Origin of the sequence: Chryseobacterium sp. JV558, from assembly GCF_033712365.1 — a bacterium.
Taxonomy (GTDB): Bacteria; Bacteroidota; Bacteroidia; order Flavobacteriales; family Weeksellaceae; genus Chryseobacterium.
The window spans coordinates 861,999-887,896 of record NZ_WJHU01000002.1; the positions used below are offsets into that span (position 1 = coordinate 861,999).

Annotated in this window: 22 protein-coding genes; 17 read left to right on the top strand and 5 right to left on the bottom strand. The window is 36.6% G+C overall.

The features are described from left to right. Nucleotides 1–162 precede the first annotated feature (162 nt). From GFU89_RS09740 to GFU89_RS09790, 11 genes are all read left to right on the top strand, one after another. Nucleotides 163–837, top strand: coding sequence for a response regulator (locus tag GFU89_RS09740; protein WP_002977493.1), 675 nt, complete (start codon nucleotides 163–165; stop codon nucleotides 835–837). 48 nt (nucleotides 838–885) lie between these two features. Next, nucleotides 886–1,917, top strand: a complete 1,032-nt coding sequence (locus tag GFU89_RS09745; RefSeq protein WP_318846943.1) for a sensor histidine kinase — start codon at nucleotides 886–888, stop codon at nucleotides 1,915–1,917. 134 nt (nucleotides 1,918–2,051) lie between these two features. Continuing rightward, nucleotides 2,052–2,648, top strand: a complete 597-nt coding sequence (locus GFU89_RS09750) for an IS1096 element passenger TnpR family protein (protein WP_318846944.1) — start codon at nucleotides 2,052–2,054, stop codon at nucleotides 2,646–2,648. Nucleotides 2,649–2,852: 204 nt separating this feature from the next. Next, entirely contained in the window at nucleotides 2,853–4,202 is a 1,350-nt protein-coding gene (locus GFU89_RS09755; protein WP_318846945.1) for an alpha-amylase family glycosyl hydrolase, read from the top strand. Nucleotides 4,203–4,345: 143 nt separating this feature from the next. Beyond that, nucleotides 4,346–4,786: a hypothetical protein gene (locus GFU89_RS09760; protein WP_318846946.1), complete on the top strand. Its 441-nt coding sequence runs from the start codon at nucleotides 4,346–4,348 to the stop codon at nucleotides 4,784–4,786. 135 nt (nucleotides 4,787–4,921) lie between these two features. Further along, nucleotides 4,922–5,716 (top strand): thymidylate synthase, encoded by a 795-nt coding sequence (locus tag GFU89_RS09765; protein WP_318846947.1) that lies wholly within the window; start codon nucleotides 4,922–4,924, stop codon nucleotides 5,714–5,716. Between the two features lie 496 nt (nucleotides 5,717–6,212). Continuing rightward, the gene (locus tag GFU89_RS09770) at nucleotides 6,213–6,431 is read left to right on the top strand and encodes a hypothetical protein (protein WP_318846948.1); all 219 of its coding nucleotides are present in this window, start codon (nucleotides 6,213–6,215) and stop codon (nucleotides 6,429–6,431) included. A 25-nt stretch (nucleotides 6,432–6,456) separates the two neighbouring features. Next, nucleotides 6,457–8,967, top strand: a complete 2,511-nt coding sequence (locus tag GFU89_RS09775; protein ID WP_318846949.1) for a M1 family metallopeptidase — start codon at nucleotides 6,457–6,459, stop codon at nucleotides 8,965–8,967. A 166-nt stretch (nucleotides 8,968–9,133) separates the two neighbouring features. Beyond that, nucleotides 9,134–10,462, top strand: a complete 1,329-nt coding sequence (locus GFU89_RS09780) for a hydroxymethylglutaryl-CoA synthase family protein (RefSeq protein ID WP_318846950.1) — start codon at nucleotides 9,134–9,136, stop codon at nucleotides 10,460–10,462. A 622-nt stretch (nucleotides 10,463–11,084) separates the two neighbouring features. Then, nucleotides 11,085–13,880, top strand: coding sequence for a SusC/RagA family TonB-linked outer membrane protein (locus GFU89_RS09785; protein WP_318846951.1), 2,796 nt, complete (start codon nucleotides 11,085–11,087; stop codon nucleotides 13,878–13,880). A gap of 14 nt (nucleotides 13,881–13,894) precedes the next feature. After that, the gene (locus tag GFU89_RS09790) at nucleotides 13,895–15,355 is read left to right on the top strand and encodes a RagB/SusD family nutrient uptake outer membrane protein (RefSeq protein ID WP_318846952.1); all 1,461 of its coding nucleotides are present in this window, start codon (nucleotides 13,895–13,897) and stop codon (nucleotides 15,353–15,355) included. Between the two features lie 74 nt (nucleotides 15,356–15,429). Here GFU89_RS09790 and GFU89_RS09795 read toward each other — a convergent pair whose 3' ends face one another. Continuing rightward, nucleotides 15,430–16,353 (bottom strand): AraC family transcriptional regulator, encoded by a 924-nt coding sequence (locus GFU89_RS09795; protein ID WP_318846953.1) that lies wholly within the window; start codon nucleotides 16,351–16,353, stop codon nucleotides 15,430–15,432. 183 nt (nucleotides 16,354–16,536) lie between these two features. Between GFU89_RS09795 and GFU89_RS09800 the strand changes: the two genes are divergently transcribed. From GFU89_RS09800 to GFU89_RS09810, 3 genes are all read left to right on the top strand, one after another. Next, nucleotides 16,537–18,066, top strand: a complete 1,530-nt coding sequence (locus GFU89_RS09800; protein WP_318846954.1) for an aldehyde dehydrogenase family protein — start codon at nucleotides 16,537–16,539, stop codon at nucleotides 18,064–18,066. Between the two features lie 274 nt (nucleotides 18,067–18,340). Next, nucleotides 18,341–19,375, top strand: a complete 1,035-nt coding sequence (gene adhP, locus GFU89_RS09805) for an alcohol dehydrogenase AdhP (protein WP_318846955.1) — start codon at nucleotides 18,341–18,343, stop codon at nucleotides 19,373–19,375. A gap of 88 nt (nucleotides 19,376–19,463) precedes the next feature. Continuing rightward, nucleotides 19,464–19,847 (top strand): DUF779 domain-containing protein, encoded by a 384-nt coding sequence (locus GFU89_RS09810; protein WP_318846956.1) that lies wholly within the window; start codon nucleotides 19,464–19,466, stop codon nucleotides 19,845–19,847. 20 nt (nucleotides 19,848–19,867) lie between these two features. On the opposite strand, the gene GFU89_RS09815 is transcribed toward GFU89_RS09810, so the two are convergent. Both GFU89_RS09815 and GFU89_RS09820 read right to left on the bottom strand, forming a co-directional pair. Beyond that, nucleotides 19,868–20,380 (bottom strand): hypothetical protein, encoded by a 513-nt coding sequence (locus GFU89_RS09815; RefSeq protein WP_318846957.1) that lies wholly within the window; start codon nucleotides 20,378–20,380, stop codon nucleotides 19,868–19,870. Nucleotides 20,381–20,410: 30 nt separating this feature from the next. After that, a complete protein-coding gene (locus tag GFU89_RS09820; protein ID WP_318846958.1) occupies nucleotides 20,411–21,610 on the bottom strand; it encodes a dicarboxylate/amino acid:cation symporter in 1,200 nt (399 codons plus the stop codon). Between the two features lie 93 nt (nucleotides 21,611–21,703). Between GFU89_RS09820 and GFU89_RS09825 the strand changes: the two genes are divergently transcribed. From GFU89_RS09825 to GFU89_RS09835, 3 genes are read left to right on the top strand one after another with little or no spacing between them, the layout of a single operon-like run. Next, a complete protein-coding gene (locus GFU89_RS09825) occupies nucleotides 21,704–22,618 on the top strand; it encodes a J domain-containing protein (RefSeq protein ID WP_318846959.1) in 915 nt (304 codons plus the stop codon). 3 nt (nucleotides 22,619–22,621) lie between these two features. Further along, complete coding sequence (locus GFU89_RS09830) at nucleotides 22,622–22,924, top strand: chaperone modulator CbpM (protein WP_318846960.1); 303 nt, start codon at nucleotides 22,622–22,624, stop codon at nucleotides 22,922–22,924. 37 nt (nucleotides 22,925–22,961) lie between these two features. Continuing rightward, nucleotides 22,962–23,489: a hypothetical protein gene (locus GFU89_RS09835; protein WP_318846961.1), complete on the top strand. Its 528-nt coding sequence runs from the start codon at nucleotides 22,962–22,964 to the stop codon at nucleotides 23,487–23,489. A 54-nt stretch (nucleotides 23,490–23,543) separates the two neighbouring features. On the opposite strand, the gene GFU89_RS09840 is transcribed toward GFU89_RS09835, so the two are convergent. After that, nucleotides 23,544–24,542, bottom strand: coding sequence for a PLP-dependent cysteine synthase family protein (locus GFU89_RS09840; protein WP_318846962.1), 999 nt, complete (start codon nucleotides 24,540–24,542; stop codon nucleotides 23,544–23,546). A gap of 125 nt (nucleotides 24,543–24,667) precedes the next feature. Then, nucleotides 24,668–25,897: an ABC transporter permease gene (locus GFU89_RS09845; protein WP_318846963.1), complete on the bottom strand. Its 1,230-nt coding sequence runs from the start codon at nucleotides 25,895–25,897 to the stop codon at nucleotides 24,668–24,670. Nucleotide 25,898 lies beyond the last annotated feature (1 nt).

A 25,898-nucleotide genomic window follows, 5' to 3' on the forward strand; every position in this document is an offset into this window, starting at 1 on the left:
TTTTTGTTTCGTATATTTGATTTATGTGTATTTATTGTTTAATTTTTTTATTGATTTTGTAATCGAATGTTAAAATGTTGTTTTTTAATAATTAGTTAACATTCGGCAGATAGATGAAATCAATGGAAATAATTAATTTTGTGGGAATTCTTAAACTAGAAGATGAGCAAAAAAATTCTTTTAATAGACGATGAACTGGACATTTTAGAGATTCTGTCTTACAATTTGGAAAAGGAAGGGTATGATATCTATACGGCTACTAATGGTAATGAAGGTATAGAAAAAGCAAAGGAAATTGTTCCGGACCTTATCTTATTAGATGTCATGATGCCTGAAAAAGATGGTATAGAAACCTGTCAGGAACTTCGTAAAGTGAAAGAACTTCAAAAAACACTTATCGTGTTTCTTTCTGCGAGAAGCGAAGAATTTTCTCAATTAGCAGGTTTTCAGGCTGGTGCCAATGATTACATCGTAAAACTGATCAAACCGAAAATCCTTATCTCTAAAGTAAACGCATTACTACAGCTGACCTCTCAGGTTTCTGACAATGCTAAACTAATCGAAATCGGAGACCTTGTTATCGACAAAGATAATTTCAGAGTTTCCAAAAGCGGACAGCAATTTCTTCTTCCCAAAAAAGAATTTGACTTGCTTTACCTTTTGGCTTCCAATACTGAAAAGGTTTTCAAAAGAGAAGAAATTCTTGAGAAAGTTTGGGGTAATGATGTGATTGTTGGTGAAAGAACGATCGATGTACATATCAGAAGGTTGAGAGAAAAATTAGGAATCAATACGATTCAGACATTAAAAGGGATCGGGTATAAACTGATCGTTTAATTACTTTAGAATCTTAACTTTACGTTCAATCATTAAAACGTTGTAAAATTGAAATTTTACAGACTTACACTCGTTGCCTCTTGTCTGCTGACATTGGTAATGCTGCTTTTAGTAGTCGTCTTCGATTCACTGAAAGATATCTATTATAAGACCCCTTTGTTCAAAACGGGTCTTTTCATCTGTATTATCCTGATCTTTATGATCAACTGTGTGGTATTGGAACTTCTTTTCAATTATTACAGCCGAAAACAGGTAAAAGGTCTTTCCGGATTTCTGCCGCAGGAAATCGTTCAGAATCAGGATGAAAATATTACCATCAAAGAATTAGGAGAAAGGTTTTCAGATCTCAATCAGCAGCAGGTATCAGAAATTGATATGATGAAAGAGATGGAAAGCTACCGTAAAGAATATATCGGTAACGTGTCTCATGAACTGAAAACACCCTTGTTTTCTATCCAGGGATATGTAGAAACCTTAAGAGACGGTGGGGTAGACAATCTTAGCATAAGAGATAAATATCTGGAAAGGATAGACATATCCGTAGAAAGATTGATCGCCATTGTAAAAGATCTGGATATGATCAACAGGCTGGAAGCTGGCGAAATCAATCTTACCGTTTCGAAATTTGATGTCAATCTTCTGGTCAAAGAGATTTTCGACCTGCTTGACCTTGAAGCCGAAAAACGAAATACAACATTACAGATTCAGACCCTTCATCCACAAATTTTTGTGGAAGCCGATAAACAGAAAATTTCCCAGGTTTTTATCAATCTTATCTCCAACGCGATCCATTATGCCAACAGACAGGAAGCAAAAGTGATCGTAAAAACCAGTGTCCTGAAAAATAAGGTGCTGATAGAAGTGATAGATAATGGAATGGGAATCAAGTCTGAACTTCTTCCAAGGATCTTCGAAAGATTTTATCGTGTAGAAACCAGCAGAAGCAGAAGAGAAGGAGGTTCCGGGCTGGGATTAGCCATCGTAAAACACATCCTTGAAGCACATAACGAAAATATAACCGTAGAAAGCGTATACCTTGAAGGTACGAAATTCAGTTTTATGCTTGAAAAAAGTAAATAATTCCTGCAAAATGTAAGGAAAAAAAATAATTTAAAAAATCCTGAAATATTTTTTTGTCACATCTCATTTATTATATATTTGCACCAGAGATTTATCATAATTATAAAGGCAAAAAAGTAATTTAAGAAACTGATATGGTTTACAAAATCCGCGTAATATTAGATGCGAAAGAAGATATTTTCCGTGATGTCGAAGTTAAGGGAAAACAAACGTTATGGAACTTACACTTAGGAATTAAAAGTGCATTCAGTCTGCAGGGAGATGAGCTTTCTACTTTTAATCTGTTAGAAGATGACGGAACAATCGTAAAAAGTGTCCCATTGGAAGATATGAGTGATGATGGTGATGGTGAGATTATGTCAGATGTTTACATTGATGAAGCTTTTGAAGGGGTAGGCGATAAGGCACAGTTCCAATATGGGCTTCTTGACCTTTGGGAATTCTTCTGTGAACTTGTAGAAGTCATTGAAGAAACAAAAGGAGTTAATTACCCTATCACAGTCTACAGATTCGGAAACGTTCCGTTGAAGGCACCTAGCAAAAACGGAAGTGCTGGAGGATCTAAAAAGAAATCAGCAATGCCTTTGGCGGATGATGAGTTTGGTTTCGATGAAGACTTTGGATCAGGAGGAAACTTTTCAGATGAAGATGACAGCTTTGATGATGAGGAAGAAGAAGACTACAATGATGATGTCTTTGATGATGAAGAAGACAATGACGACGAAAGATAGTCAACACAATATATTAGCCCTGGATTCTGATCCGGGGCTTTTTTTGCAAAAGTGCTAAGGTATTTATATAAAAAGATGTTCATCTGTTTTTAATTGACCATAAAAAAATAGATATGTCTGCTAACTGCCGGAAAGTCTATCTATTCATGCGTGAAATTTGTACTTTCCCCAAAAACAATCCTTACTTTTGTTAAAAATAGTTTAATGAAAAAATTAATTTTGTTAGCTGTAATTGGTCTGGGAATTGTTTCCTGTACCACTCAAAAAAATACCAGGAAGATGACAGAACTGCCAAAAGATTGGAAACATAATACGAATATCTACGAAGTAAACATAAGACAATATACTCAGGAAGGAACTTTCAAAGCATTTGCAAAAGAAATGCCCCGTCTGAAATCTATGGGAATAAAAACCCTTTGGTTTATGCCCATCACCCCCATTGCACAGCAGAATAAAAAAGGAAGTATGGGAAGCCCTTATGCTGCGGCAGATTATACTTCCATCAATCCCGAATTCGGAACGCTGCAGGATTTTAAAGATATAGTGAATGAAGCACACAGATTAGGCTTCAAAGTAATCATAGACTGGGTAGCCAATCATACAGGATGGGATCATGTATGGACAAAAACACATCCCGAGTTTTATCAGAAAGATCCCGACGGAAAATTCCATATTGCTTCCGGAATGGATGATATTATTGAGCTGGATTATAAAAACCAGGAAATGCGTCATGCCATGATAGATGCCATGAAATTCTGGGTACAGGAAACCGATATCGATGGTTTCAGATGTGATCTTGCTTCATGGGTAGAAGTAGATTTCTGGGAACAGGCCCGTCCTGAAGTGGAAAAAGTAAAACCTCTTTTCTGGCTGGGAGAATTCGATGAACTGGAAAGTCCTGAATATGGGAAGGTTTTTGATGCCAGCTATTCCTGGAAATGGATGCACAAATCTGCTGATTATTACAAAAAGAATGAGCCTCTTCAGGAATTAAAAGATCTTCTGAGACAGTATTCCAATATCGGAGATACTTCTATGAGAGCTTGGTTTACCGCAAACCATGACGAAAACTCATGGAACGGAACCGAATATGAAAAATATGGAGTCATCACAAAACCTATGGCAGTATTTTCTGCAACATGGAATGGTGTTCCGTTATTATATTCAGGGCAGGAACTTCCGAATATGAAAAGACTTGAGTTTTTCGAGAAAGATGTTATCAAATGGAGTAATACCTACCAGGCCGCTGATTTCTATAAAACATTATTGGATTTAAAAGCTTCCAATCCGTCCCTGAGAGGAGGAGATCCAAACGTAACAACTTATCTTCTTAATACTACAGCCAATGATAAAATTCTTGCTTATGTAAGAAAAAATGGAAATGATGAAGTACTGGTGGTTTTGAATATGTCAAAAGAAGCTGTTACCTTTTCAATTGAAGACGATCATTTATCAGGAACGTTTAAAAATGTTTTTGACAAGACAAAAAGAGATTTCAACAATGGAAAAGACTTCAGTTTCAAGGTTTCTGATTATGCCGTATTTGAAAAATAATATTTAAATCTTCGGCTTATATTTTAATGCCTTCATGAATAGTCACTAAGCAGTACCCAATTCCCCTCCGCTGGAGGGGTGTCAAAATCATAGATTTTGACTGGGTGGTTTTATCTGCCCTAGAATAAAAATCCATCATTACAATGAACAAACAGGAAATAATCAATATAGTTAAAGCAAAAGCGGCCGATAAAATCCAGTATTTTGAAAATCTTATCGCTGAAACACGGGCTTCTAATAACGATACGAAAAGCTCGATGGGTGATAAATATGAAACCGGAAGAGAGATGATTCAGCAGGAAATTAATAATCTGCAGAGACAGCTTAACGAAGTTTTGAGTCAGCAGGCCGTGTTGCAGAAGATAACTTCTGAGCCTTCAGAAAAAGTTCAGAACGGTGCATTGGTGAAAACCAATAAAGGATTGTTCTATATCTCTGCTTCAATGGGCGAAATTGTCTTTGAAAATCAGAAAATAATGACCGTTTCTGCAGAATCTCCCTTAGTAAAAGTGATGTATGGTAAAAAAAAAGGAGAGTCATTCACTGTCAATACCATTCATCAGACCATTGAAAATATATGGTAAAATTAATATCGGTTAGATGACAGATATACAACTGTTTAATAGAAAATAGACATCAGGCCTATAAAAAGCATTCATAAAAAGGAGTGCTTTTTTTAATGGTTTTTACTAAATTTGGAACTTAAAATCTCATTCAAAATGCAAAACTACCTGGACCTTTTACAGCATATTTTAGACAACGGAACTGATAAAACCGACAGAACCGGAACCGGAACAAGAAGTGTTTTCGGATATCAGTTGAGATATGATTTGTCTAAAGGATTTCCCATGGTTACAACAAAAAAAGTGCATTTGAAGTCTATTATTTATGAGCTGCTTTGGTTCCTGAAAGGAGATACCAACATCAAGTACCTTAAAGATAACGGAGTAAGCATCTGGGATGAATGGGCAGATGAAAATGGTGATTTGGGACCTGTTTACGGAGCACAGTGGAGAAGCTGGAGCGGTGCAGATGGAAAAGTTGTGGATCAGATTACAGAAGTAATTGACCAGATTAAAAAGAACCCGGATTCCCGAAGATTGATTGTCTCCGCCTGGAATGTCGCAGAAATACCAAATATGGCTTTGGCTCCCTGTCATGCCCTGTTCCAGTTTTATGTAGCAGATGGTAAACTTTCCCTGCAGCTGTACCAGAGAAGTGCTGACGTTTTCCTTGGAGTACCGTTCAATATTGCAAGCTATGCATTACTGTTGATGATGGTAGCACAGGTTTGTGATCTGGAAGTGGGAGATTATGTTCACAGTTTCGGAGATGTTCATATCTACAATAATCATTTCGAGCAGGTAAACAGACAGCTTGGAAGAGAGCCAAAAGCACTTCCAATAATGAAGCTTAATCCGGAAGTTAAAAATATCTTTGATTTCAATTTTGAAGACTTCATTCTGGAGAATTATGATCCGCATCCGGGGATTAAAGCTCCTGTAGCAATTTAATATCCTGCTATAACTATCTGAATCTTTTTTATTAACATCATTCTATTATTTTCAATTTAATAGAAGGCATTCCTTTTTTCATAAGTTCTGAAACATAAGGACAGTTTGACCTGTAGGATCAAGCATACACTTAATAGCTGTGCTATCTTTCATAACAAAATGTCAAAAACATTTATATTGAATTATTCCCCCAGTATTTGAGACTGGTCCGGTTTGTACCTTATTCGTTGTCCGGAACGTGATTGTATTATCAAAAACCCATGTTTACATTTCAGATAGAAAGTAAATGGTGAGGCCGTATTCTATTCTAAAAACAGAAAAATAATCCTCCAAGTAGTCGATACCACAAATTATCTTGAGATAAACACGTAAGCACACTTTCTTTTAGCAATTGTTTCTTACATTTGAAAGAACAACTCAGGCTCATTCAATCCTTTGAAAAGAGGGTAGTTTAATGAGTTGAAGATTATAAATTTCAAATGCTTAAAAGTAAATCATGAAGTATTTAAAAATTAATATTGAAGAAAACGCAGACATTGAAGCGCTGAAAAATGCTATACTTCAATTGAAAGGAGTCGCTTCAGCAGAAACAGTGGATGACGAAAATCCCGAAAGTGAGCTCAAAAAAGCTTTTGCAAAAACCAAAGAACAACTTCAAAAAGGAGACTATGAAACCTTAGTCAATGATATTTTTGATATAATCATTAAAAAATAATTCTAAAAAATAATAAAGTAGACAGATGAGAAAGGCCATTTTATCAATTGCTATACTCGGGATTTTATTTTCCGCAAATGTATCAGCACAAACCGAGACTTCAGGAAGGGAAAAAGTATACAGAGCGACTCCCACCAAAGTAACGGAACTTAAACATACAAAGCTGAAAGTAAATTTCGATTATCAGAAAGAACAGATGAATGGGGAAGAATGGCTTACTGCCTCACCTTATTTTTATGCTGCAAACGAACTTATACTTGATGCAAAAGGAATGCTGATTCATGAAGTTGCTCTTGATAATAACGGTAAGAAATCTCCTTTGAAATATGAATACAAAGATGATGTCCTGAAAATAAGTCTTGACAAAACATACCAGAAAAATCAGGATTATACAGTCTACATCAAATATACATCCCGTCCGAATGAGGTAAAACAGGAGGGAAGTATGGCTATCAATGATGCAAAAGGACTTTATTTTATCAATCCTCAGGGAACAGATCCGGATATGCCTACACAAATCTGGACACAGGGAGAGACGGAATCCTCCTCCGCATGGTTTCCAACTATTGATAAACCCAATCAAAAGACAACACAGGAAATCTATATGACGGTTCCTGATAAATATGTAACCCTTTCCAATGGTCTTCTGAAGGAATCTAAAAAAGAATCCAACGGACTTAGAACAGATCACTGGGTGATGGATAAAAGACATTCTACTTATCTTTTCTTTATGGGAGTAGGTGAATATGCCATTGTAAAAGACAAATGGAAAAATATTCCGGTTGATTATTATATCGAAAAAGAATACGAACCTTATGCTAAGCAGATCTACGGAAATACTCCGGAAATGATTGAATTTTTCTCCAAAAAACTGAACTATGATTATCCATGGGCGAAATATGCTCAGATTTCCGGCAGAGATTATGTAAGTGGAGCGATGGAAAATACCACAGCAACACTTCACGGAAGTGACATTCTTCAGAAACCGGGTAAACTTATTGATGAAAATACATGGGAGGATACCATTGCCCATGAATTGTTCCATCACTGGTTTGGAGATCTCGTTACAGCAGAAAGCTGGAGCAACCTTACAGTCAACGAATCTTTTGCCAACTATTCCGAATACCTTTGGAATGAATATAAATACGGAAAAGATCAGGCAGATTATCACCTGATGACTGATGTGAATAACTATCTTCATAATCCATCCGACTTTAATAAAAATCTCGTTAGATTCAATTATGAATCCCGTGAAGATGTTTTTGACCTGGTAACCTATCAGAAAGGAGGGGGAATTTTGAATATGCTGAGAAACTATCTTGGAGATGATGCTTTCTTTGCTGGAATGAATGATTATCTGAAAACGAACGAATATCAGAATGCAGAAGCACACCAGTTGAGACTATCATTTGAAAAAGTATCAGGGAAAGACTTGAACTGGTTCTTCAATCAATGGTATTTTGGAAGCGGAAACCCGAAACTTAACTACTCATTTACATTTGAACCCGTGAAAAAACAGGTAGCGGTAACTATTGATCAAACTCAGGAAAAACCATTTGAATTTCCTTTGGCTATAGATGTATACGACAACGGAAAACCTAAAAGATATAATGTATGGGTAAATGCGGAGGCAAAAAATATATTCACTTTTGATGTCTCCAAGACTCCGGATCTGATCAATATTAATGCTGATGGAGTGTTGCTGGCAGATATTACAGAGACCAAAACTCCGGAACAGAACCTGATGCAGTTTACAAACTCTAAGGAATTCAAAAGCAGATATAAAGCTTTAACGGGAATCAAAGATCAGGTTGGAAAAAGCCCTGCGGTAATAAAATTATTAGCTGCAGCATTGAAAGATCCTTTCTTTAGAGTAAGAATAAAAGCTTTAGGTTTAATGGACCTTACCAATCCTGAACAGATGAAAGCACTTGGTGCTGAAGTTGAAAAACTGGCATCGAATGATCCTAAAACATTAACTCAGGCTGCGGCTATTGCTGCCTTAGGAAAAACAAAAGACAAAAAATACCTTCCTTTATTTGAAAAAGGGATCAATGCGGTTTCAAATGCTGTGAAAGGAAATTCAATGAGTGCACTTCTTTCTATTGATCCGTCAAGAGCAAACGGGCTGGCGGATAAAATTGATATGAAAGGAGCATCTGATGAATTGCAGGCGCAATTGCTTCCGATAATTGTAAAGAATAGGATTACTTCTCAAATTGAGAATATTGCCCCTCTTGCCACATTTTATCCATTTATTAAATTCCAAAATCCGGAAGTGGGAAAAGCTGCGGAGGATGGCTTCAACTGGATAATGACTTCCGATAATCTGAAAGCAACGGAAAGCATAACGAAAATAGCAGGATATGCCAAGAATCAGATGGCAAACAATCCACAGGCCAAAATGATGATGGTTCAGATGCTGAAAGATGGCTTAAGCAAAAAAATGGAACTGCTGAAACAGAATCCACAAAATGCAGCGAGCATCAATAAACAGATTGATGTCATCAACAAAGCAATTGAAAACTATAAATAATAGATAAGCCGGCAGCATTTGCTGGCTTTCTTTTTATCAGAAGTGAATGTCAATTGTCAAACATAAGGTCAGGCAGATTGATTTTTAATAATATTACAAAAATCAGCATTTTTTACCGCTGTTTTTTGCATTATCTTTCATAAATTCGTTTAAAATTTAGACAATTATGAGTTTTGGAATTGAAGCAGCGGGCTATTATGTGCCTGGTTTATATTTGGAGATTAAGGATTTAGCAGAAAAAAGGGGAATAGAACCGGCGAAATTGGAGAAGGGATTAGGACTACATAAAATGGGACTTTCTGATGTCCATGAAGATGCAGCAACCTTTGCGGCAGAAGCATTATTAAAATTAATTAAAGATTACAGCATCAATCCTAAAGAAATAGCAAGAGTGTATCTGGGGACGGAAAGTGCAGTGGATGCTGCAAAACCTACTGCTTCTTATGCTGTACAGATGGTAGAAAAAGTACTGGAAGAAGAATTTGGAACCAGATGTTTCAAAAACTGTGATGTTCTTGATATGACCTTTGCTTGTGTAGGAGGTATAGATGCACTGCATAATGCACTGGATTTTGTAAGAGTGAATCCGGATAAAAAAGCAGTAGTGATTGCCAGTGATTATGCTAAATATGAATTGGCTTCTTCAGGTGAATATACACAGGGAGGAGGTGCAGTTGCTCTTTTGATTTCTTCAAAACCAGATCTCCTTGAAATTGAAAATAACTGGGGAGTTGCTTCAGAAAGTGTCTTTGACTTTTTTAAACCAAGAAGAATCTATAATAAAAAAGACTTGAATAGTGCTCCGGAAACATATCCTGAAAAAATTGAAATTTTTACGGATGAACCTGTTTTTGACGGACAGTATTCTAACCAATGCTATCAGGATAGAATAAAAGAAGCTTACCATCACTATAAAGAAATAACAGGACAGGAAAAACCTTATGAAAACTGGAAATACATTATTTTCCACCTTCCATATGCTTTTCATGGGAAAAGAGTTTTTACTGAAATTTACAGTCTTGAGAATGGTCTGGCCTATGAAACAGCTGAAGAGCAGAAAGCTGTTGCAAAGTCTGAAGACTATTTAAAATTAATCAGTGATAAAATAGAAAAGACACAGAGGGCTTCTTCCGAAATAGGAAATATGTACACCGCTTCTGTCTTTATGGCATTTCTTTCTGCGTTACAAACCTCTTTTAACGAAAATGAAGAACTTTCAGGAGAAGAAATTGGCTTTGTAGGCTATGGAAGCGGTTCAAAATCAAAAGTATTTACCGGGAAGGTTTCCAAAAACTGGAGAACAGTAGTAGAAAAATGGAATGTATTCGAAAACCTGCACCAGAGAATGGCTGTGGATTTTGAAACTTATGAAAAACTTCACAGAAAGCAACTGAAAGAATCTGTAAACAGAGAGTACAAAGGGTTCGGGCTTGTTTCTATTGAGACTGAAAACCCAGTGTTAGTTGGAGCTAGATATTATAGCTATCAGAAGTAGGATTATTATAAATTTAATATATAAAAGCATCTCATATTTTGGGGTGCTTTAGTTTTTTATCGCTTTAAAAATACGTTGAGTTTTCCTCATTTTTATAGTTGAGTTATTTTTAAATGTAATACTAAAACAGTTAGGAAAAGACAGTGAATATCCATGAAAATTTTACAGGCTTCAACCGAAGTCTGAATATAGTATATTAACAGTTTTTTAATCTTAATCTCAATGAGACTATCTTAAAACAGGGGTTATCTGATTGTAAAGGTGTATTTTTTTTATAAAATTTAAGAAAATAAGGCGTTTTTTTCTCCATTTTCCTTAAAATCAAGAATTGGTTTATTTTATTTTTTTCATTAATAAAATCATTTAAGGTTTATTTTTTTAATCATTTGTTTTAAATGAGTGTAAATTGATTTTAATTTTAAAATTTATTAAAATTCCGTTAATGTTTGAATTGACTTATTTTTTGTTAATTTTTTAAATACAATTAAAATGATTCTCTATCATTTTTTTAGTATGGATGTGAATTTCTCCGCTCTGGAAGCCAGTTTTGAGGGTTTAATGAATTGATGTTACAGATATTTATTGACATATTTGTCCCTTGAATATATTAAAATCTGTTAATATGAATGTGAAGTTACATGTATTAAGTGCAGGAGCTTTGTTTTTTTTAGGACAAGCTGCTTTTGCGCAAAAATCTAAGAATGATTCTGTTCTGAAGGAGAATAAGATCGATGAGGTAATCGTTACTGGATACCAGAAGAAAAAAGCAGATGAAATTACCCAGGCTCAGGCTGTTGTTGGTGGTGATGAAATCAGAAGAAACTCTCCTACCACATCTATTGGTAACTCTTTACAGGGTAGAGCTTCAGGGGTATTTGTACAAAGTACTACCGGGCAGCCAGGTGCTGCTGCTACAATTCAGGTAAGAGGGATTGCTGGTGTTGGTGGTTCTTCAGAGCCTACTTATGTAGTAAACGGTATGTATATGACTGCAAGACAGTTTAGTGCAATCAACCCTGCAGATGTAGAATCAATTTCAATTCTTAAAGATGCGGCTGCTACAGCACAATATGGTGCGAGAGGAGCAAACGGGGTAGTGGTAGTAACTACTAAAGCCGGAAAAGCCGGAAAAACTCATTACTCATTTGAAACTAAATTCGGTTTTAGTGAGAGATTGAAGGACAATAACTATACCATGATGAATTCTAGGGAGTTAATGAACTTCCAGAATCAGTTGGGATACCTTGGATTTAAGCCAAGATCTCAGCAGGAAATGGACAGACTTGCTGCCTTTGATCACAACTGGCAAAAAGATCTGTTGAAGCCTTCAAGCATCCAGTCTTACTTATTCAGCGCTCAGGGTGGATCCAGAGAAAGTACTTTCTATTATTCATTAGGATATGATTCTGACAATGGGATTATCAGAGATATAGACGGACTTAAGAGATATACAGGTAACTTCGGGTTTACCAATAAATTGAGTGAAAAACTGAACGTAGGAATTAATCTTGGATTCCAGTATCAGGTTACACAGAATTTTAGAGATCGAAACAATACACAGAACCCATTTGGAGCCATGTATAAATATGCTCCATATGAGCCGATTTATAATGCTGACGGAAGTTATAACCAAACAATGAGAGCTGGTTCTAACGTTGTTGAGCAGATCAATACTTATAGATTAGATGATCAGAGACTGAGAATTCCGGTAACTTTATTCGCTGAATATAAAATTATTGATGGACTGAAATTTAAAACTAATTTCAATGGTCTTTATGATTGGTACATGGGAACTCAGTGGTTGAAAAAAGGTTCAAACCTTGATATTACAGTTAACAAAGTTCCAACAGGTTCATTGAATAAAAATTCATTTTATACATTTAACTATACTTGGAATAACTCCATTAATTATAAAAAGTCATTCGGAAGCCACAACTTCGATTTCTTAGGATTTATCGAATATAACGATAACTACAACGAAACAATGAACGGTGGAGCTTACGGATTGAAGTCTCCGGTAATAAATGTTCCATCTATTACGACACCATCTGACAGAAATACGTTTACTGGGGTTAAAGTAAGAAATACTTTGTTCAGTTTAGCAGGTTTACTAAACTATGACTATGAAGGTAGATATTTGGTTACAGGATCATTGAGAAGAGATGCTTCGTCAAGATTTGGTGTGAATAACCAAAGTGGTGTTTTCTGGTCTGCAAGTGCAGCTTGGAATATCGCGAAGGAAGACTTTATGAAAGGTGGCTTTATTAATGATTTAAAGCTTAGAGGATCTTACGGTACAACAGGTAATGATGGTACTTTACCAGATTATTATAATGTTAATAATATCAGCTATGGATTATATGGTCCTAATGGTACTTCGTACCCTGGAACATCTTCACTAGGTAATTATATTATTGGTAACAGTAATCTGAAATGGGAATCTAACGCAATTACCAACTTAGGGGTAGATTTCACAATGTGGAACAGAAGAGTTCGTGGATCCGTAGAAGTATATAAGAATAAGAGAAAAGATTTCGTACAGCTTGTGCCTTTGGATAAACAAGAAGGAGGATACTATCAGTATATCAATGCAGGAGATATGTCTCAGAAAGGTCTTGAGGTTGAACTTAGTGTAGATGTAATCAAACAGAAAGATTTCCAGTGGAATTTACATGCTAATATCTCTTTCCAGAAGTCAGTTCTTGATAAGTTAGCAGATGGTCAGACTGAAAGAAACTTAGGCGATACTTATTTAAAAGTAGGAGAATCTCCTTATGTATTCTATAATGTTAGATTTGCTGGAGTAGATCCAGGTAACGGAAAAGCATTATATTATGATAAAGCTGGAAATGTTACTGATGTTTACAGTGCTTCAAATGCTGTTCCTTTAACAGATAAATCTCCTTTCCCGAAGAGCTTTGGTGGATTCGGAACTACAGTTCAATACAAAGGGCTTGATTTCAGTGCTGATTTCGCATTCAAGTTAGGTGGATATACTTATAATAATATGTATGCTGCTGCTGTTGATCCAACATTGGCTGTTGCAGGTAGAAATATGGCTCAGTCTGCTGCGCAGGTTTGGCAAAATCCAGGAGACACAGGAGTATTCCAAAAAGTGGACTCCAATGGGATGCGTGATTCCGATCAGTGGATTGAAAAATCAGATTATTTAAGATTAAGATCACTTACATTAGGATATACATTTGATAAAGCATTCCTTGGAGAAGGTTCACCAATCAATAAGCTTAGAGCATACGTACAGGGGCAGAATTTATTTACAGTAACTAAATTCCACGGAGAACCTGAAGTTTCTGTAGGATCTGCTGATTCAACATCACTATTTGTTCCTGGATCATACAATCTTTATACTTACCCTGCTGTAAGAACAATCCTGGTAGGATTGCAATTAGAATTTTAATATTGAATAGCTTTATGAAAAAGAATATAATAAAAATAAGTTTAGCTGCGTTAACTGCCTTTGTATCGTTAACGTCTTGCGACAGAAATTTAGATCAAATCTCATCAATCAATGAAGATCAGGAGCAGGCGATGACGAGACCTGAGACCTTCAGACAGGCTATGGATGGTGCCTATACAGCTCTTAAAGGAGGAGGTTACTATACAAGTGATACAGGAAACCAACTTATCATGGGAGATCTTACGACTGATAACTTAGTTCGTACAACTACAGGAAGAAATACCAATTTTGCAGCATCAAACTTCGAATTTTCTTCAGATAATTCACAGACAACAGGACTTTACAGTGCTGCTTATCTTGTAATCAGCAGAACTAACTTTGTTTTGAAATATATCAATAACGGTGTATTATCTGGAACAGAGAAAGCGAATATGGAAGCTGAGGCAAGAGCGCTTAGAGCAATCGCTCATTTTGATATTGTAAGAGCATATTCACAAATCCCAACTCAATCTGCAGAAGCTAAAAACTCTATCGGGATTTATTATTCAGAAACATATGCTCCTTTAAATAATACATCATCCCGAAACCTGACAGTTGATCAGGTATATGATAAAATTATAGCAGATCTATCATTTGCTGTTGATAATATCACTCAGAACGATGTTGATAAAGGAAGATTAAGCAAAGCTGCTATATATGGATTATTATCAAGAGTAAACCTTTATAAAGGTGACTATGCTAATACTATCAAATATGGTGAATTGGCATTGGGAATTTCGCCAAGTATTACTCAAAAATCTAATTTCTACAAAATCTGGAAAGAAAAAGAAGGAGATATTAATGATGGAGTTTTATTCCAGGTATCGAATTCTGCGGCTGAGCAAAATACTGTAGGAGTGGCTTACAATCAATCTGTTCCAGCGTTAAGATCAGAATTTGTTGTAGATTACGATTTATATACAGCCTATACATCAGATGACGTTAGAAAAGGGGCTTACTTCACTACGGGTACATATAGCGGACAAAAATATAACCACGTTACAAAATATGCAGGTATTACTGGTTTGCCATCTAATATAGTTCCGGTAAGATATTTAAGAGGAGCTGAAGTATTGCTAAACGTTGCAGAAGCATATTACAGATCAGGTAATGGTGCACAAGCTCTTGTTTTATTAAATAAATTAAGAACAGAAAGATATTCTTCATTTACTCCTGGTACAGAAACAGGGCAGGCTCTTTTAGATGCTCTTTTAAAAGAAAGAAGACTGGAGCTTGCATTTGAAAATGACAGATGGTATACTTTGAAGAGATTAAACCTTCCTGTTCAGAGATCAGGTAAAGGAGATCTTTTCGACGGTACAGGTACGCCTTCAGTTGCACAGACTCTTGCAGCTGGAAGCTTCAAATGGCAATGGCCAATTCCTATTACTGCTATTCAGGCCAACCCGAATATTAAGCAGAATGACAAGTATTAAGATTTAATTTTAATATATTTTTTAAGAAGGGTCCCATTTATGGGGCTCTTTTTTTGTAGGCACTTATCAATAGATTATCTCAGAATCATTCTGTCTTGATAATTTTTCGGAGTTACTCCCTCCAATTGCTTAAATACTCTGGAGAAATAGTTTGTATCTGAAAATCCTGTTTGATAGGCCGTCTCTTTGATGCTGGTCTGGCTGGCTAATAATTCTTTTGCCCTGTTGATTCTCTCTTGAAGAATAAAATCATTTGGGGAAGTTCCCAGTTCATCTTTAAACATTTTAAAGAAATTAGATTTACTTACATAAGCCAGCTTTGCAATACTGTCAATAGATAGTTTCTGGTGAAGGTTTCTTTTAATATAATCTACTACAAAGCCTATCCTGGATTTATTCTTAACAATATTTTTTTCTACCATACCTCTTGCCTGGGTCTGCATCAGTCTGATCAGAAGTTCCTTCAGTGCAAAATCAGCCATGATATCCTTTTGTGAATTATCATCCATGGCAATTCTCATAATATTATTGGTAGCCGAAGCTAGTGCCTTATTGTTAAACAGAAAATACTCATCCAGCTGAATATTCCATTGCGAAGTTTCATCCACTTTGGGAAGGTGATAGTTAAGATAATTAAGAGAATCCTCTATAAAATCAGGATTAAGGCTCAAAGAAATACATTGGGTAGGGGTTTCATCAGCCTCAGGAAAATCAATAACCATGGTTTCTCCCGGAGCGACCAGAATACTTTCCCCCGGATAATAATCAAAATAATTGGTCTTATTATCCAGCTTCATATGTTTCTTACCTCTCAGCATGGCGGTGAATGCAATGTTTTCAAAATGAAGTTTTACATCAAAAGCAGTCTTATGGGTCTCATAAATACTGAATTCACAATTGTTTAGATTGAATTTCGTCTGGTGTTCAACAAGACTCAATAGTTGGCTTTCCTTACGTAATTCAGGAGTATTTAATAAAATCTTACTATTGTTATTCATTTCTAAATTTTTTTGAAAAGGAGGTAACTCAAATATAGAAAATTTGAGAGTACGTTGCTGTTAATAAAATACTAAAATTGAAGCCCTTGCATTATTTTACACTTTTTTTATAGGATTGTGCTATACTCTTTTGGGCATCTTACTGTAATTTGGCTTTATCGAAAAAATAAAAACAATACTAATATGAGCACTATTACAGAACCAAGATCAACGACACTTTTACAGCGCCCGGAGTTCAAAAGCAGATATGATAATTATATTGATGGAAAATTCACTCCACCCGTTAAAGGGCAGTATTTTGATGTAGTCTCTCCCGTGGATGGGAAAAACTTTACCCAGGTTGCCCATTCTTCCAAAGAAGATTTGGAACTGGCTGTAGATGCTGCAGAAAAAGCATTCCGTACCTGGAAAAATACATCCTCTACAGAAAGAAGTATTATTCTGAACAAAATTGCAGACAGAATAGAAATGAATCTGGAATATCTTGCTATCGTAGAAACGATAGATAACGGAAAAGCTGTGAGAGAAACACTGGCTGCAGATTTACCTTTGGCAATTGATCATTTCAGGTATTTTGCCTCCGTTATCCGTGCTGATGAAGGATCTCATAACGAACTGGATAAAGATACCGTATCTCTGATCGTTCACGAACCTCTGGGAGTAATCGCTCAGATCATCCCATGGAATTTCCCGATACTTATGGCTGTCTGGAAACTGGCTCCAGCATTGGCAGCAGGAAACTGTGTGGTTTTGAAACCAGCAGAAAGTACTCCAGTTTCTATTATGGTGTTAATGGAACTTATCGGTGACCTTTTACCAGCGGGTGTTATTAATATCGTTAACGGATTTGGTGCAGAGCTTGGAAGAGCCTTAGTGACCAATCCGAAAGTGGCAAAAGCAGCATTTACAGGATCTACCGCTACAGGACGTATGGTGATGCAGTACGCAACAGAAAACATCATTCCGGTAACCTTGGAATTGGGAGGAAAATCACCAAACGTTTTCTTCAACTCTGTGATGGATGCCGATGATGCATTTTTAGATAAAGCGATAGAAGGAGCCGTTCTTTTTGCCCTTAATCAGGGAGAAATTTGTACATGTCCTTCAAGATTACTCGTTCAGGAAGATATTGCAGATGCCTTTATTGAAAAGGTGATCGAAAGGGTAAAAGCCATCAAAGTAGGAAATCCACTGGACAAAACTGTGATGATGGGAGCGCAGGCTTCAAAGATTCAGAAAGATAAAATCCTTTCCTATATTCAATTGGGAGTAGAAGAAGGAGCTGAGGTTCTGGTAGGAGGAGAAGTCAACCATCTTGGAGAAGATCTGGAAGACGGATACTATATTCAGCCGACGATTTTCAAAGGAAATAACAGAATGAGAATCTTCCAGGAAGAAATTTTCGGTCCGGTGCTGGCATTTACGACTTTTAAAGATGAAGAAGATGCAGTAAAAATTGCCAATGATACTATCTACGGGCTTGGTGCAGGAGTTTGGACAAGAGATGCGCACCAGCTTTACAATATTCCTCGTCAGATAGAAGCCGGAAGAGTATGGGTGAACCAATATCACTCTTACCCTGCAGGAGCGCCTTTCGGAGGGTACAAACAATCAGGAATAGGAAGAGAAAATCATAAAATGATGCTTGACCATTACCGACAAACCAAAAACATGCTGATTTCTTACAACAAGAATAAGTTAGGTTTCTTTTAATATTATTTAGGACGTGCCCGATTGCCTTGGCTTTATCCAGGGCAAAACGGTCGGGCTATGCAGGGCTGCACTTCGTTTCGGTGCTCCATTTCATTTCGCACCGGCTCGTTCCTCGCCGCCCTTACTATCCCTCACGCAGGGAAATATCAGTCATTTGATATAATACTCTATTAATGATTGACTTTATAAAGACAGCATCAAGATTTACAGCTGTCAGTTTACCTCAGGTGATAACAACTAATAATCCAAAATAACTCAATCCAAAAAATAAGATATGATCCCAAAAACAATGAAAGCGGCAGTAGTTCAGGGCTACGGTCAGCCCCTGAAAATTGAAGAAGTACCCGTAAGAGCACCTGGAAGATATGAAGTCCTTGTCAAAGTAATAGCCTGCGGGGTTTGTCACACAGATTTACATGCTGTAGATGGTGATTGGCCCGCAAAACCAAAGATGCCGCTTATTCCAGGACATGAAGGGGTAGGTATTGTTGTAGCCTGCGGACCTGAGGCTTTTGTAAAAGAAGGAGATGCTGTGGGAGTTCCGTGGTTGTACAGTGCGTGTGGATGTTGTGATTATTGTATCACAGGATGGGAAACCCTTTGTGAAGCTCAAAAAAATGGAGGTTATAGTGTGGATGGTGGTTTTGCAGAATATGTTATTGCAGACTCTAGATATGTAGGACATTTGAAGTCTGATGCTAACTTTTTGGAGATTGCTCCTATTTTATGCGCCGGAGTAACGGTTTATAAAGGATTGAAGGAAACAGAAACAAAACCAGGAGAATGGGTAGCCATTTCAGGAATCGGTGGGCTGGGACACGTAGCAGTTCAGTATGCCAAAGCAATGGGAATGCATGTTGCTGCCATAGATGTTGCAGATGATAAATTAGAACTGGCAAAAAAACTCGGAGCTGACCTGGTAGTCAATGCAAAAAATACAGATCCTGGAGAATATTTACATAAAGAAGTCGGCGGGATGCACGGTGCATTGATTACAGCTGTTTCACCTATCGCGTTCAAGCAGGGAATAGATGTTTTGAGAAGAAAAGGAACGATTGCTCTGAACGGGCTTCCTCCCGGCTCTTTTGAACTTCCGATTTTTGAAACGGTTTTAAAAAGAATCACCGTGAGAGGTTCTATTGTAGGAACAAGAAAAGACATGCAGGAAGCACTTGATTTTGCCAATGAAGGTTTGGTAAAAGCTACTGTTACTGCCGCAAAACTGGAAGACATCAATAATGTATTCGATAAAATGAAAAAAGGACAGATTGACGGCAGAATCGTTTTGGATATTGCCGGCTCAAATTAATTGATGATGTGTTGCTGATCCCGGCTGGATTTATTTTGCCGGGATCTTTTTATAACAATAAGGCTTCTAATAAGCTAAAATAAAAATAATGGAAGCAAAAATATCTAGACTTTCTGCAACAGAACATGCACTTGAAGTAATCCGGAAACTTGAAGACCAATATGGTCCGCTCATGTTTTATCAGGCAGGAGGATGCTGTGAAGGTACGCAGCCACAGTGTTTTGAAAAAGGAGGATTTTTCCCCCGGATGAACGATGCAATGATAGGAACCATTAATGGATATGAGTTCTGGATAGACCGGGATCTTTTTGAATACTGGAAATATTCACATTTTACATTAGATGTTACAGACGGCTTCGGGCCTGGTGGTTTCTCTCTGGAAACTCCTTTGGGAAAAACCTTTAAAGTTCACTACAGACTTTTCACTCCTGATGAATATGAAAACCTGGAACCTGTAAAACGCAGTGAATAGAATCTTGGGCTTAAAAGAAATTAAGGCTTTTGAGCAATGTAAATAAGCTCTCTTTCAAATTCATATTTACCTCTTGAAATAGCTCTTTTTAGAATGAAATATTGAGAAACAGCTATGATTGAAGCCACAGCCAAAAACATAAAACTTTGTCGATCTCCTCCTATATTGACAAAAATCGCGAGTAAGCAAAAACAAAAAACAAGAATCAGATTAACAATCTGAAAACCTGAAGGGGAAAATTCTAAAGAGACTGATGATTTTCCATTTTCATCCGAAATAGTTCCATGAAATACTGGACTGTTGTTATTGATATCAAATAAACGTCTCCTTCTTTTGATCGTAAAACTGTTTTCCTCAATCATTCCTCTGTATTCAAATCTTGTAGGAATTGTGGAATCTTTTTCCAATGATATAAAGGAGGTATTGGTTTTATAAGTGATTTTCAACAACCTTTGAATCAATTCAGGTTTACTGATATTGACCTCTACTCTGGAGCTGTCATATAATCCTATATTTTTGAAAAATAAGTTCATTTTATAGAAAAAAATAGCTAAAAATTAGTGTCAGACCTTTACAAACCGATTGACAAACATGGCTGCCACTATATCTCCCACAGCATTCAATACCGTGGCTAAAGGATCTACCAGAGTCCCTATAATCATCACAGCAGGAATCGCTTCCTGAGGCAGTTTATACACGGAGATCATCAGCATCTCACCAATATATCCGCCATTAGGAATACCTCCAGCTACAATGCTTACAAATACCGTAATTCCCAAAGCCAGAAGCAGGTTGGCCGGATCAAAGAAATCTTTTCCAATAATCAGAAATGCCACATAGATCTTGATGATAGAAGACATAGAAGATCCGTTTTTATGCAGGGTAGTCCCGATAGGAATCACCAGATTGGCAATAGAGTTCGGAATTCCGATCTTTGATGCTGCCTGTAAATTGGCAGGCATTGTTGCAAAACTGCTGCAGGTACTTATGGCTGTAAGAGTAGGGTAGATCGCATTGGTCCAGAAACTTTTGACTCCTTTCTGTCCATTCGCCATAAAAGCATAAATAGAAAAGAAAACCAGAAAGTAAATGATTCCTGCAACATAATACAGCCCTAAAGGTTTAGCATAAAACCCAAAAAGCTGTGGTCCTAAAGTTGATACCTGATAAGCAAAGTAAGCACCCAAACCTATGGGAGCCAGTTTCATGACCAATAAAAGAAGTTCTTTCATCACTTCATATCCTGAAGCAATAAAAACCCTGAATGGCTGCCCTTTTTCGCCTGTCTTTCTGGCCGCAAATCCTGTCAGAAATGCAAATACCAGAAGAGCCAGCATATTTCTTCTTGAGAAAAGCTCTGTGAATTCACCCACGGTAAAGAAACTTACAATTCTATTGCCCCATGTATCATCATTCGCCGCTTCAGAAATGATATCAGAACTCCCTGAGACTCCTGAAACCGGGAAAAGATATACAGCACAGATGGTAAAAACAGCTGCCGTAAGAATAAAGAATAAAAAGGTAAGAGACATCACAAGGATGATCTTTCCAAATTTAGACTGCTGTTCCAGAGAAGCTATAGAATTGGATACAGCAAAAAATACCAAAGGAACTACACTCACAAAAAGAAGATTAAGAAAAATATCTCCCAAAGGTTTTATGTATTCCACAAAACCGGGAGCAACAATTCCAATGATGCTTCCAATAGTGATTCCCAAAAGTAAAAATATGATTCCGGAGTAGTTTTTCAGTACCTCTTTCATGTGGTGCTTTTTATCAAAGATAGGTTTATTTTTAACATTTTGTTATACAATTTTCAGACCTAAATTTCATAAATTTGGGTAAACCTCATTTCTATGGCTTATATAGATTACTATAAAATTTTAGGCGTAGATAAAAGCGCAACACAAGATGATATCAAAAAGGCCTACCGGAAACAGGCCCGCAAACTTCATCCTGATCTTAATCCTAATGATAAGGAAGCAGAAAGGCAGTTCAAAGAATTGAATGAAGCCAATGAAGTGCTCAGCAATCCAGAAAACAGATCTAAATACGACAAGTACGGAGAACACTGGAAACACGGTGAAGAATACGAAAAAGCCCAACAACAGCAGCAAAGACAATATCAGAAACAAAATTATGGCGGCGGATTCTCCGGTGCTGATTTTGGTGAAGGAGAAGACTTTTCAGATTTCTTCCAAGATATGTTTGGTGGTTCAGGCGGTGGATTTGGTAAAAGCTCACGAGGAAGAGCTTCCGGAAAATTCAAAGGAAATGATATCAAAGCAGAATTGAATTTGAATCTGAGAGATGCAGCAAAAACCCATCCGCAAACTTTTGATATTAATGGAAAGAAAGTGAGAATCACAATTCCGGCAGGAGTATATGATGGTCAGCAGATCAAACTGAAAGGACACGGAAACCCGGGCGTCAATGGCGGTCCTCACGGAGATTTGTATATCACTTTCAATATCAAGGCTGATCCGAACTTTGAAAGAATTGGGGATGATCTGAAAACTAAGGTGACAATTGATCTGTATACCGCTGTTTTAGGTGGAGAAGTGAATGTAAATACCCTGGAAGGAATGGTAAACCTTAAGGTAAAAGCGGAAACCCAGACAGGAACCACCGTAAGACTGAAGGGAAAAGGTTTTCCTGTCTATAAAAAAGAAGGAGAACATGGAGATCTTTTTGTAACCTATGAAGTGAAACTGCCAACCAACCTTACCGAGAAGCAGAAAGAACTTTTTGAACAACTAAAAAATTCCTAAGCTATGAATGAAAGAATATCACGGGAAGAACTCGTAAGAGTCTACAATATAGAAATCACTTTTTTTGATGAGCTTGTAGATTATGGGCTTTTGAATATACAGATTGAAGACAATATTCATTATCTGATGTATGAAGATCTGCCCGATCTTGAAAAATTTGCCAACTGGTATTATGATCTTGAAGTCAATCTCCCTGGTCTGGAAGTGATTCATAATATGCTGAAAAAACTGGACGCGTTGAACCGCAGAAACAGAGAATTAATGAACAAACTTTCTGCAATAAGTGATCAATATGAAGATATTTAGTTTAGTTTTGTAGCTTTTTAAAGCAAACTCTATAATTATGAATGAAGAAAAGGTGATTACACTAAAACCGGACAGAAAGATTTTTGAAGAGATTTATTTTAGCGGTAATCAGGGAAGTCTGCTTTTTTCGCCTACAACAAAAAGTAAAACCATTGCCACCATTGCAGCAGCAGTGATTGTTTTCATTGTTTTTCTTTTGAAAGATAATCTGAGCAAAGAAAGTAAGGGAATTTTATATTTTTTAAGTTTTATATTTTTGCTTTGTGCTGTTTTTCTTTCAGTAAGTGTCAACAAAGTTTCAAGATGGAAGAAACAGGTGAATCATTATTTAAATGTATTGGAAAAGTGTAAAGTATACGAAATAAGATTTGACCAGAGTTTTTTCACTGTGAATATTGATGGCGAAAAAGAAACCAGCGAGTGGAAAGATTTTGAATATTTTGACAGCAATAATGAATTTATTTCCCTTGAAGGAAAATACAGCTATATGTTTCCCAGGAAAGCAATGAGTGAGAAAGAATACAGTATCCTTAAAGGTAAATTAAAAGAAAATATCAAGTCATAAAAATAAAAAACGGAACAAAATATTGCTCCGTTTTTTTATTGTAAAGTAACTTTATTAACCTTCTTTGTTTTCTTCCAGCCAACCCATTTCTTTCATCCATTCGTCATTGTAGATTTTTCCTACATATCTTGAACCATGGTCATGAAGTAAAACGACGATCACATCATCTTTGGTGAACTGATCTTTCATCTGAATTAAAGAAGCAATCGCACTTCCTGCAGAATATCCACAGAAAATACCTTCTTCTTTAGCCAGTTTTCTTGCGTAGATGGCACCATCTTTATCCGTAACTTTTTCAAAATGATCAATCACAGACATGTCATAATTCTCAGGAATAATATCTTCTCCGATACCTTCCGTAATGTAAGTATAAGCATGGTCATAGTGCAATTCTCCGGTTTCGTGGAATTCTTTCAAAATAGAACCATATGTATCCACACCAATTACTTTAATGTCTGGATTTTTTTCTTTAAAGAAAGTTCCGCATCCTGTGACTGTACCTCCCGTTCCGGCTCCTGCCACAAAGTGAGTCAGTTTTCCTTCAGTCTGTTCCCAGATCTCAGGAGCAGTAGATTCATAGTGAGCAGTTCTGTTAGATAAGTTGTCATATTGGTTCACATACCATCCGTTTTTCGTTTCTTTTGCCAATCTTTTGGATACTGAATAATAAGAACGCGGGTCAGTAGGCTTTACGTCTGTAGGACAAACGATTACTTCAGCACCTACAGCACGAAGAATATCACACTTTTCTTTTGACTGCTTAGAATTCGTTACAAAAATACACTTGTAACCTTTGATGATGGCTGCCAATGCCAATCCCATTCCTGTATTTCCGGAAGTACCTTCAATAATGGTTCCTCCTGGTTTTAGTCTGCCGTCTTTTTCGGCATCTTCTATCATTTTAAGAGCCATTCTGTCCTTTACTGAGTTTCCAGGATTGAAGGTCTCTACTTTTGCTAATACTAATGCCGGGAAATCTTCACCTAATACTTTGTTAAGCTTTACCAGCGGTGTGTTACCTATAGTTTCAAGGATATTTTTTGCGTATTTCATAAATGTTTTATATGCGGCGCAAAGATAAGGCTTTTAAAATTATCTGCGCTGTGGATAACGTGTGGATAAGTTGTGGATAAAACTAAAATCATCTGAAAGACAGTGAATAACTATCAATTATCAATTTAGTTGTACTTAATAACTTTCACAGGAGAAATCTTACTGATCAGGTAGCTCGGAATAATTAAAGCTAATCCTGAAATAAGAAGAATTCCCAATGAGATCGAAATAATTGCGATAGGATTAAGATCTACCGGAACCGTACTTACATAATAGTTTTCCGGGTTAAGCTTTATTATTCCAAAGAATTTCTGTATCAGAATAAGTCCCAATCCGATAGCATTTCCATACAAAAGTCCTGGAATCATAATAATCAGGGTGTAATTGATGAAGGTTGCTCTTATCTGTGAATTGCTTGCACCTAATGTTTTAAGAAGCCCGATAGAATTGGTTCTTTCAATAATAAGAATCAGAAGAACCATAATGATATTAATCACCACTACAATCAGCATGATGATAATGATCAATGCGATATTGGTATCAAAAATACTGATCCAGTCCGTGATTTGTGGAAATTTTTCAGTTGCTTTTTCAGCATAGTTTTTATAACCGATCAATTTTTCAATTTCAGGAAAATCCTTGTCGATATCGTTTACATTTTTCAGAAAGATATCTATTCCGCCAATTTCATCAGGTTTCATATCCTGAATTTTTCTTGCATGGTTGATTCCTCCGATAACAAACTGTTCGTCAATTAGTTTAATATCAGTTCTATAGATTCCTATGATCTTGAATTTACGATAAAGAGGCTTTTGATCAGCCTTTAAAAATACCGTAACAATGCTGTCATTTATCTTAAGGTGCAGATCATTGGCTACTTTTTGTGAAATGGCAACGTCATTGTTGAAACCTTTCTCAGTAACTTTAGGAGTAGTACCGGCGATAAGGAATTTTTTAAATCTTAAACTGTCAAAATCTTTTCCTATACCTTTAAATATGATTCCCGCAAAATTGTGTTCATTACGCATGATTCCTGTAACTGTCACATATTTTTGAATGCTTTCCACATCGGGAAGTTCTTTTATTTTTGCAATATTGAGTCCCTGATTATCAAGTACCGAAGTATTATAAGAGGAATTTGAACGCGTGGATCTTACAGTAATATGTCCGCTGAAATCTGCCAGCCTCTCTTTGATAGCTTTTTTGGAACCAAAACCGGTGGCTACAGTAATTAAGGAAACAATAATCCCCAATGCTACGGAAAGCCTGCCAATGAAGATGATAACCCTTGAAAGGTTATTTTTGTTATCTTTGGAAAATGCTATTTTTCTAGAGAAATATAAAGGAAACTTCAAG